The organism is Mesorhizobium sp. M7A.F.Ca.US.011.01.1.1, assembly GCF_003998295.1.
GTDB lineage: Bacteria > Pseudomonadota > Alphaproteobacteria > Rhizobiales > Rhizobiaceae > Mesorhizobium.
On the sequence record NZ_RZRT01000217.1, the window covers coordinates 1 to 671 of the forward strand.

1 protein-coding gene is annotated in these 671 nt (G+C 58.7%); it reads left to right on the forward strand.

Annotated elements, in window-relative coordinates:
* Positions 1 to 372: helix-turn-helix domain-containing protein (locus EOA13_RS37405; protein ID WP_164780672.1), on the forward strand; the 372-nt coding region annotated here is incomplete at its 5' end.
* Between the last annotated feature and the right edge of the window lie 299 nt (positions 373 to 671).

Sequence of the window (671 nt, forward strand, 5' to 3'; positions counted from 1 at the left end):
ACGAGAGTGTTTTGGCGCTCGACGGTGAGCGATGCGGCGATTTATCGAGAGTGGGTCACCAACGTCGGGAGACGCGACGCCTATGCTCGTATGGCTCACCTTCTTTGCGAACTGATAGTCCGCCTGCGCTCCGTAGGCCGCATTGAAGATCATGTGGCCCACCTTCCGATAACGCAGGCTGCACTTGGCGACGCACTTGGCCTTTCCACCGTGCACGTGAACCGAGTGCTTCAGGAACTTAGACGCGACGGTCTGATATCCTCCGTTGGCTCGCGTTTTCGTGCGAGCGACTGGGCAGGGCTCGTCCGCGCCGCAGATTTTGACTCTATCTATCTGCACCAAAGGGCTGCGCAAACAGGTGCCGGTTTCTGAGCCTGCTGGCTCGCTCATAATCCGTTCAGCCAAGCCCTCCGCCGATCACAGCTTGACGAACCCGACCGCAGACATAAAATAGCGACGGCATGACTTCTCAAAGATACGACCTCCGGAAGGAGCCCGACGAAACCTGGACGGTGTTTGACGTGTTCACTGGGCAGCCAGCAGACGCGTGGGGCGCTCCGGCGGAGTATCTTGACGAGGAGTATTTCCCGCGACCTCGTCAGGCTTCTGAATCTTGTCGACCTGAAGCGAAGGGCTGCCCCAGGTGACCTCTAAGTACGACTGCCTAGGAG